Consider the following 7,975-nt stretch of genomic DNA (forward strand, 5'->3'; position numbering starts at 1 on the left):
TCAGCCCTTCACGCCGCCCGAGAACGTCTGGACGAGGAAGCGGCGCGCAAAGCCGAAGGCAATGACGGCGGGCAGCAGGTAGATGAAGGCGAGCGCCGTCAGCAGGCCGTAGTCGATCTCGTTGATCCGCAGGAAGGCGCGGAACAGGCCGAGCGGCAGCGTCTGCAGCTCCGGCGATGACAGAAAGATCAGCGGCAAGAGAAAATCGCCCCAGGCCGACATGAAGGCGAACAGCCCGGCGGCCGCAAGCCCCGGCAAAGCCAGCGGGATGAGCACCCGGCGGATGCGCTGGATCAGCGTGGCTCCGTCCATCAGCGCCGCCTCCTCGTAATCCCGCGGCAGCCCGTCAAAGAAGGTCTTCATGATCCACAGCGCCAGCGGCAATTGCATCGTCGCGAGCACCAGGATCAGCCCCAGATAACCGTCGATGAAGCCGGTCCAGCGCATGATGTCGCGCGCGTAACTGCCGAAAATCGGTCTCAGCACCGCTGCTTCAGCATTGTTCAGCGTCAGCAGAAACTTGTAGAGCGGCACGACGAGCGCCGTCGGCGGCAGCACGCGGATGAGCAGGATCGCGTAGAGGAAAGGCAGCTTCCACCAGGCCCTGGTGCGCGACAGCGCATAACCTCCGAGCCCCGAAAGCACCATGACGAGCAAAGTGGCGCTGCCGACCACGAAGAGCGAGTTGAACAGCCACTTCGCGCCGTCCTCCTTGCTGAACACTCTTACATAATTGGCGAAGGTCCACTGCTTCGGCCAATGGAGAAAAAGCTGCGCATTGCCGTCGAATGAGGCGAGCAGCACCCAGAAGAACGGTACGGCGCAGAAGATCGAGATCAGCGACAAGGTCGCATAGGCGATGAGATCGGAACGACCCTTGTTTGCGCTCTCGCTCGGGGAAACGACGGCCATGTCAGACCTCCACCTTCATGGCCCGGACATAGGCAATGCCAAGGATCAGCGAGATCACCAGCGCGACGACGGCGACCGCGGCGCCATATCCCAGCTGAAACGCCGTGAAGGACTGATTGTAGATATAGATGCTGATGACCTCCGTCGCCCCGCCAGGTCCGCCGCGCGTCAGCGCATAAACGAGCCCGAAGACTGCGATGGTCGAGACGGCCGAAATCAGCATGTAGAGCAGGATCGTCGGCATCATCAGCGGCAGCGTGATGCGGCGAAACATCTGCGAAGGCGTCGCCCCATCCATCCGCGCCGCCTCATAGATCTCCGCGGGAATGGTGCTGAGGCCGGCCGTCAGCAGGATCATCGCGGTGGCGATGCCGCGCCAGGTGTTGACGATGACGATCATCGACAGCGGAAAGACCTGCAGCCAGTCGGCCGGTGTGACACCAAAGAAGCTGACGATGCGGCTGAGCGTGGCATTGTCGCCGCCAGCCAGCATCGAGATCCACATGAAACCAGCCACGACTTCCGGGGCGGCATTCGGCAGCAGGATGATCGACGAGAAGATCCGCCGGAAGCGGATCGGCCGGCGCAGCGCGATTGCCGAGATGAGCCCGAGCACGAACTGGCCGACCACTGCGGAACCGAGGACGAAGACGAAGGTGACGAACAGGGCGTTCCAGAACTTCGCGTCGTTGAACAGCCGCGTATAATTCCGCAGCCCGACGAAGCGGGGTCGAAGCGCCGCCGCCCCCGTCAACGCCTCGTTGGTAAAGCTCAGATATATGGAATAGACCGCCGGGTAGATAACGAAGGCAAAAAGCAGAACGAGCGAGGGCAGCAGGATCAGCAGCCATTGCCGCTCGGCCCGCTTTTCATGAGAGTTTCGGACCATGGAAGCTCACACCTGTCGAATGAACCGGCTTTTCGAGTAAACACGGGAAGACGCGGCGACGGCGCCGCGTCCCGTCCTGAGGAAGAAGGCAGACGCTTTACTTGACCACGTCGTCGCCGAGCGTCTCCTTGACATAGTCGACGAGGATCTTCTGTGCGCCGGCGGCATCGGTTTCCTTGCGCAGCAGCGCTTCGGTGGCCCGAGCGACACCTTCCGAGACCGTGCCAAAGCCGGAGGCCTGCTTCAGGAACACGCCATTTTCCGCCGCAGCATGGATCGGAACCAGTTCCGTCAACTTCTGGAAGTCGGCATTGTCAGCCGCATCCTTGCTGGCCGGGATATTGCCGATGCGCGCCGCATAGGAGACCTGCGTCTCGATGGACCCGATCTCCATCAGCGCCTTGATCGCGAGCTCCGTATTGGCCGATTTCGAATTGACCGCCCACGGCGCGGCAAGGTTGGCGAGAACATACTGGCCGCCGCTCTGACCCGGAACCGTCCAGGTGCCCACCACCTTCGTCACGTCAGGAATCGGATTCTTGCTCTCGCGGCCCCAGTCGAAAATATAGCACCACGAGCCGCAGGTAGTCGCAGCAAGCTTGCCGGCCGGGAACATCTGATATTTCGGCACAACCCAGGGCTCTGGCCCGAGCAGCGGCTGCGTCGGCATCAGATCCTTGTCGATCAGTTCCTTGTAGACGCCGAAGACATCCTTGATGCCCTCGCCGTTGAGGTCGAGCTTGCCTTCGGCATCGACGAGCTGCGGCGTCTTGGAGCCGACAAGCAGGTGCTGGAAGCCTTCGTCGAAGGCACCGCTTCCCCAGGAGACGCCGGCCGGGAAGAGCAGCCCGTAGGCCCCTGTCTTCTGCTTGATTTCGGCCGCCCGGTCGAGAAGCTCCCGCCAGGTCTTCGGCTGCTCAGTGGAGATGCCGGCCTTTTCGAGAACGTCCTTGCGGTAGTAGATTTCCTGGATACCGAGCATGAACGGCATTACATAGGTTTCGCCATCGGGGCTGACGGCAAGCTCCTTGGCGACGTCATAGAGGTTGGCGTAGCCGTCCCAGGCCTTGAACTCCTTGCTGACAGGCGCGAGGTAGCCGGCTTCCACCATGTCGGCGACGGCAGCCGTCGTCGGAATGGAGAACAGGTCTGGCGCGTTGCCGGCGCCGAGCTCCGTCAGGAGTTTGGTCAAGTAGTCCTTGTCGGGCGCCGGATATTCGACGACCTCGATGGTAACGCCGTATTTCTTTTCGATCCGTTCCACCGTCGACTTCATCGCGTCGATGCCGGCCTGGCCGTGATTTGCAATTCGGATTGTTTCAGCCTGCGCCAGCGTCGAAACCGCGCTCAGCAGGATGGCCCACAGGCCACCAAGAACCGTCTTCTTCAACGAAATCCTCCCTCTTTTAGAGCCACGGCGCCCTCCAGCACCGCCGACAAAAATGTACACGTATTCCATTATCTGACAAGAACCTTTTCGAAAGGATTGTCATTCGAGAATTAACCTATTGACTTTTCTTGCTATATTTATTACTTGCCAGCTCCAGCTCCTCTGTGTAATCGTGTGCACAATTCCCCAGAGGAGGATTTTCATGCCTGGAAAATTGCGCCTCGGCGTCATCGGCGCCGGCTTGAAGGCAGCGGAATATGCCGCGAGCTGGACTGCGATGCCGGAGATCGAATTCGCAGCACTGGCAGACACCATGCCCGCCTCGCGCCAACGCCTGATTGATGTCTGCCTCGCTGCCGGTGCGTCCGAACCGAAAAGCTTCGAGGACTATCGAAAGATGCTCGCCGAAATGAAGGGCACGCTCGATATCGTCTATGTCTCCACGCCGCACGCCTTCCACGCCGAGCAGGCGATCGCCGTCGCCGAGGCCGGCCTCGACCTCTTCCTGGAAAAACCGATGGTCACGACGGTCGCCGAGGCGGAGCGGCTGATCGCCGAGCAGAAGAAGAGCGGCGTCACCATCGTCACCGCCTTCCAGGGCGGCCTGTCGCCGCTGGTGCTCGACACCCGCCGGCGGGCGCTTTCCGGCGAATTCGGCGAGCTGATTGCCATTTCGGGCATGATCTGGGAAAGCTGGTCGTCGAATTACGACGGCCACTGGAAACAGCAGCCGGAGATATCAGGCGGCGGCTTCATGTTCGATACCGGGGCCCACATGATGAACACGGTCTGCCTGCTCGCCAACTCCGATTTCGACAGCATTTCCGCCTACATGAACAACCACGGCAAAAAGGTCGACATCGCCACCGCCGTCTCCGCGCGGCTGAAGAACGGCGCGCTGGCGACGCTGACGGCAGCCGGCGAAGGACCACCCGGCTGCGCCTCCTACATCACCTTCTTCTATTCGAAGGCGATCGTACGCATCGACGCCTGGGGCGGCTGGCGCGAGATCATCGATGGGCGCGGCGCGGGCACGCGCGAGGAGGCTGAGATTCTCGGCAATCCCATGAAAAATTTCCTCGCCATTCGCGAGGGGAAAATCGAAAACTCTGGCTCCGTTGAAATGGGCCTCAGATTCGCTAGGCTGTGGGATGCAATCAAGGAATCGGCGGCGGCCGGCGGCGCGTCCGTCAGGATCACCGCCTGACAGGCGAAGATGAGCGGAACGAACAAACGGCGGATTACCTCGAAAGAGCTGGCGAAACTCGCCGGCGTCTCCTCCGCCACCATCTCCCGTGCCTTCTCGCCGGATTCGCGCATCGGCCGCGCGACGCGCGACCGCATTCTCGCCGTCGCCCGTGAATATGGCTATCAGCCCAACGCCATCGCCCGTTCGCTGAACAATCAGCGATCGCGTCTCGTCGCCCTTGTCGTCAACGCCATCGGCAACCCCTGCGAGGCCGAGGAGCAGCAGCTTCTTGTCCACCGCTTACAGGCGCGGCAGCTGCTGCCTATCATCCTCTGCTGCGCCGACCATTCCGACCGGCTGCAGCTGATGCGGCTTGCCTCTACCTATCAGGTCGATCACGTCGTCATCTTTTCCGACATGGTGTCGATGCAGGATGCCGTAGATATTTTCCACACGACGAAACCGATCATCGTCTCCTTCGAGCCGCTCGAAAACGAAAACGTCTCCAGCATCCGCATCGACGGCTCCAAGGCCGCCGACGAAATCATCGACAAGATCGTCCGGGACGGCAAGAAGCGCTTCGCCTATCTCTCCGGCACCAATTCGAGCTGGATCGACAAGCTGAGGCGCGGATGGTTCGCCGAGGCGCTCGCCAAACGCGGCCTTACCTTCGAAGCGCAGGCCGTCGGCGATTATTCCTATGATTCCGGCTTCAAGGAAGCCGTGCTCCTGATGCACCGAGACAAGGTCGGCGCCATCATCTGCGGCAACGACGTCATGGCGATCGGCGCGCGCGATGCCGCGCGCCGCGTGCTTGGCAAAAGCACGCCTGATGATATCGCCATCGTTGGCCAGGATGGCATCGCCATGGCCGCCTGGGATTGCAACGACCTCACGACGCTGAGCCTCGACCATGTGGCCTTCATCGACGCGGTCGTCGAACTGATCGAACGCCACGACGCCGGGATCGACGGCCCGCACAGTATCACGCTCACCTGCACCCCCCGCTGGGGCTCGACTGCCTGATGCATGCCATCAGGACGTGTGAGGCGGTTCCGGATGACGGCATCACCGAAAAAAGCTAATGCCCATCGCATGAATAGATTCGACGTGAAGCGCCTGAACGGCTCTCGCCTTATTGCATCAAGGAGGAATATCCGATGACCCGATTCTCACGCGCGGAAGGGTGCTGCACGGCTCCTGATGCCACAACCGGGAGAGCCTGATATGCGTTCCGTCGTTTCCTTCAATGAAGGCTGGAGTTTCCACGAGGGCTTCGGTCAACGCCTGCTCGAAAGCTTCGATGGCGCCAAGTCGATCAGCCTGCCTCACACCGCCGTCGAGCTGCCCTTCAACTATTTTGACGAGAAGAGCTATCAGCGCGCCTTCACCTATCAGAAGGTACTGCGCTGGCTGCCGGAATTCGAGGGCCGCGAGGTCTCGCTGGTCTTCGACGCCGCCATGGCCGACAGCGTCGTCTATCTGAATGGCGAGGAGATCGTCGCCCATAAGGATGGCTACACGCCCTTCGAAGCCCGCCTCACCGGCAAGCTCCTCAGGGGCGAAAACCTCGTCACCGTCAAGATCGATGGCAGCGAGAACCCTGACATTCCGCCTTTCGGCGGCCGCATCGATTATTTGACTTATGCCGGCATCTACCGCGACGTCTGGCTGAAAGTCACTGACCCGGTTTCAATCCGCAATCTGAAGATCGAAACCACAGACGTTCTCGCTTCGGAGAAATCGGCAACGATCCGCGTCGATATCGCCAACCCCGAGCGTCGCAGCTTCTCGGCGACGGTTACTGCTGCGCTGAAACAGGCGGACGGCACGGTGATCGCCACCGCGGCCACCGAAACGATCGGCGACCGCACGACGCTTTCCTTCGGCGGTCTTGCCGGCATCGCGCTCTGGGACATCACCGATCCCACTCTCTACGAAGTCACCGTCGAACTCAGGACGGAGCACGGCTCCGACCGTCTCTCCACCCGCTTCGGCTTCCGCACTGCCGAATTCACCCCGGAAGGCTTCCTCTTGAACGGCAAGCCGCTGAAGCTGCGCGGCCTCAACCGCCACCAGGCCTTCCCCTATGTCGGTTATGCCGCCGGCCGGTCCGCCCAGGAGCGGGACGCCGACATCATGAAGAACGTCCTGAAGTGCAATATCGTCCGCACCTCGCACTATCCGCAGTCGAAGTGGTTCCTCGACCGCTGCGACGCGATCGGCCTGCTCGTCTTCGAAGAAATTCCCGGCTGGCAGCATATCGGCGATGCCGACTGGCAAAAGGAATCGATTGAAAATGTCCGCCGCATGATCGAGCGCGACTGGAACCATCCCTCGATTGTCATCTGGGGCGTGCGGATCAACGAGTCGCAGGATAATCATGATTTTTATGTCGAGACCAACCGGCTCGCCCGTGAGCTCGACAGCACCCGCCAGACCGGCGGCGTGCGTTATCTCACCGAGAGCGAGCTGCTCGAGGACGTCTATACGATGAACGACTTCATCCTCGGCAACGAGGAACTGCCGGGCGCCAACCGGCCGCGCACCGTGTTACGTGGCCAGCAGGAAAATACCGGCCTGTCGCATAAGGTGCCGTACCTCATCACCGAGTTCAACGGTCACATGCATCCGACGAAGATTTATGACCAGGAACAGCGCCAGGCCGAACATGTGCGCCGTCATCTGGAAGTGCTGAATGCCGCCTATGGCGATCCGGATATCTCGGGCGCCATTGGCTGGTGCATGTTCGATTACAACACCCACAAGGATTTCGGCTCCGGCGACCGCATCTGTTATCACGGCGTCATGGACATGTTCCGCGAGCCGAAATTTGCAGCCTATGCCTATATCAGCCAGTGCGATCCTTCCGAGGAGATCGTCATGAAGCCGGTGACCTTCTGGGCGCGCGGCGAGCGCAATATCGGCGGCGTGCTGCCGCTGATCATCCTGACCAATTGCGACGAGGTGGAGCTGCAGTATGGCGCGCTCAGCAAACGCATCGGCCCCGATCGCGAGAATTACCCGCATCTTCCGCATCCACCTGTTGTGCTCGACCATCGTCACTTCACCGCCGACGAGCTCGGCACCTGGGGTCTCGAATGGATCGACGGCACCTTCACCGGCTATATCGCCGGCGAACCGGTGGTCAGCCTGAAGCTGGCAGCCGATCCCTTGCCAACGACGTTGGAAATGATTGCCGACAGTTCGACGTTGAAGGCGCGCGAACGCGACAGCACCCGCGTCATCATTAGTGCCCTCGATCAGTGCGGTCAGCGCCTGCCTTTCATGAATGACAGCATTTCGCTGAAGGTGCATGGGCCTGCAAGGATCGTCGGTCCGGCCAATGTGCCGCTGCAGGGCGGCACTGCAGGCTTCTGGCTGGAGGCGACGGGCCTGATCGGCGAGATCACCGTGGAAGCGGTTTCTTCCCGCTTCGCGCCGGTGACCCTCGCCGTGACTGCCACCGCCTGACGCGCAGGCGTCCTGGCGCGTCTTTTCAGAGGTTCCGCGGGTGGCGTCACGCGATGCGCGCCTGGCTGTCCGGATCGAAGAACACCGCCTTGTCGAGGTTGAATGCGAGGCGTGTATTCTG

The 7,975-nt window shown here is 61.1% G+C and carries 6 protein-coding genes; 3 read left to right on the forward strand and 3 right to left on the reverse strand.

Annotation, left to right across the window (positions count from 1 at the left end):
* The 3 genes from FFR93_RS23685 to FFR93_RS23695 form a co-directional block, all read right to left on the reverse strand.
* The gene (locus FFR93_RS23685) at positions 1-912 is read right to left on the reverse strand and encodes a carbohydrate ABC transporter permease (protein ID WP_138394993.1); all 912 of its coding nucleotides are present in this window, start codon (positions 910-912) and stop codon (positions 1-3) included.
* 1 nt (position 913) lies between these two features.
* Positions 914-1,801, reverse strand: a complete 888-nt coding sequence (locus FFR93_RS23690) for a sugar ABC transporter permease (protein WP_138394994.1) — start codon at positions 1,799-1,801, stop codon at positions 914-916.
* Positions 1,802-1,898: 97 nt separating this feature from the next.
* Positions 1,899-3,191, reverse strand: coding sequence for an extracellular solute-binding protein (locus FFR93_RS23695; RefSeq protein WP_064708594.1), 1,293 nt, complete (start codon positions 3,189-3,191; stop codon positions 1,899-1,901).
* 202 nt (positions 3,192-3,393) lie between these two features.
* On the opposite strand from FFR93_RS23695, the gene FFR93_RS23700 reads away from it, so the two are divergent.
* The 3 genes from FFR93_RS23700 to FFR93_RS23710 all read left to right on the forward strand — a co-directional run bounded on the left by FFR93_RS23700 (position 3,394) and on the right by FFR93_RS23710 (position 7,854).
* Positions 3,394-4,398, forward strand: coding sequence for a Gfo/Idh/MocA family oxidoreductase (locus FFR93_RS23700; RefSeq protein ID WP_138394995.1), 1,005 nt, complete (start codon positions 3,394-3,396; stop codon positions 4,396-4,398).
* Positions 4,399-4,407: 9 nt separating this feature from the next.
* Entirely contained in the window at positions 4,408-5,406 is a 999-nt protein-coding gene (locus FFR93_RS23705; RefSeq protein ID WP_064708592.1) for a LacI family DNA-binding transcriptional regulator, read from the forward strand.
* Between the two features lie 201 nt (positions 5,407-5,607).
* Positions 5,608-7,854 (forward strand): glycoside hydrolase family 2 TIM barrel-domain containing protein, encoded by a 2,247-nt coding sequence (locus FFR93_RS23710; protein ID WP_138394996.1) that lies wholly within the window; start codon positions 5,608-5,610, stop codon positions 7,852-7,854.
* Positions 7,855-7,975 lie beyond the last annotated feature (121 nt).

This window comes from Rhizobium sp. MHM7A, assembly GCF_005862215.1.
Lineage (GTDB): Bacteria > Pseudomonadota > Alphaproteobacteria > Rhizobiales > Rhizobiaceae > Rhizobium > Rhizobium bangladeshense.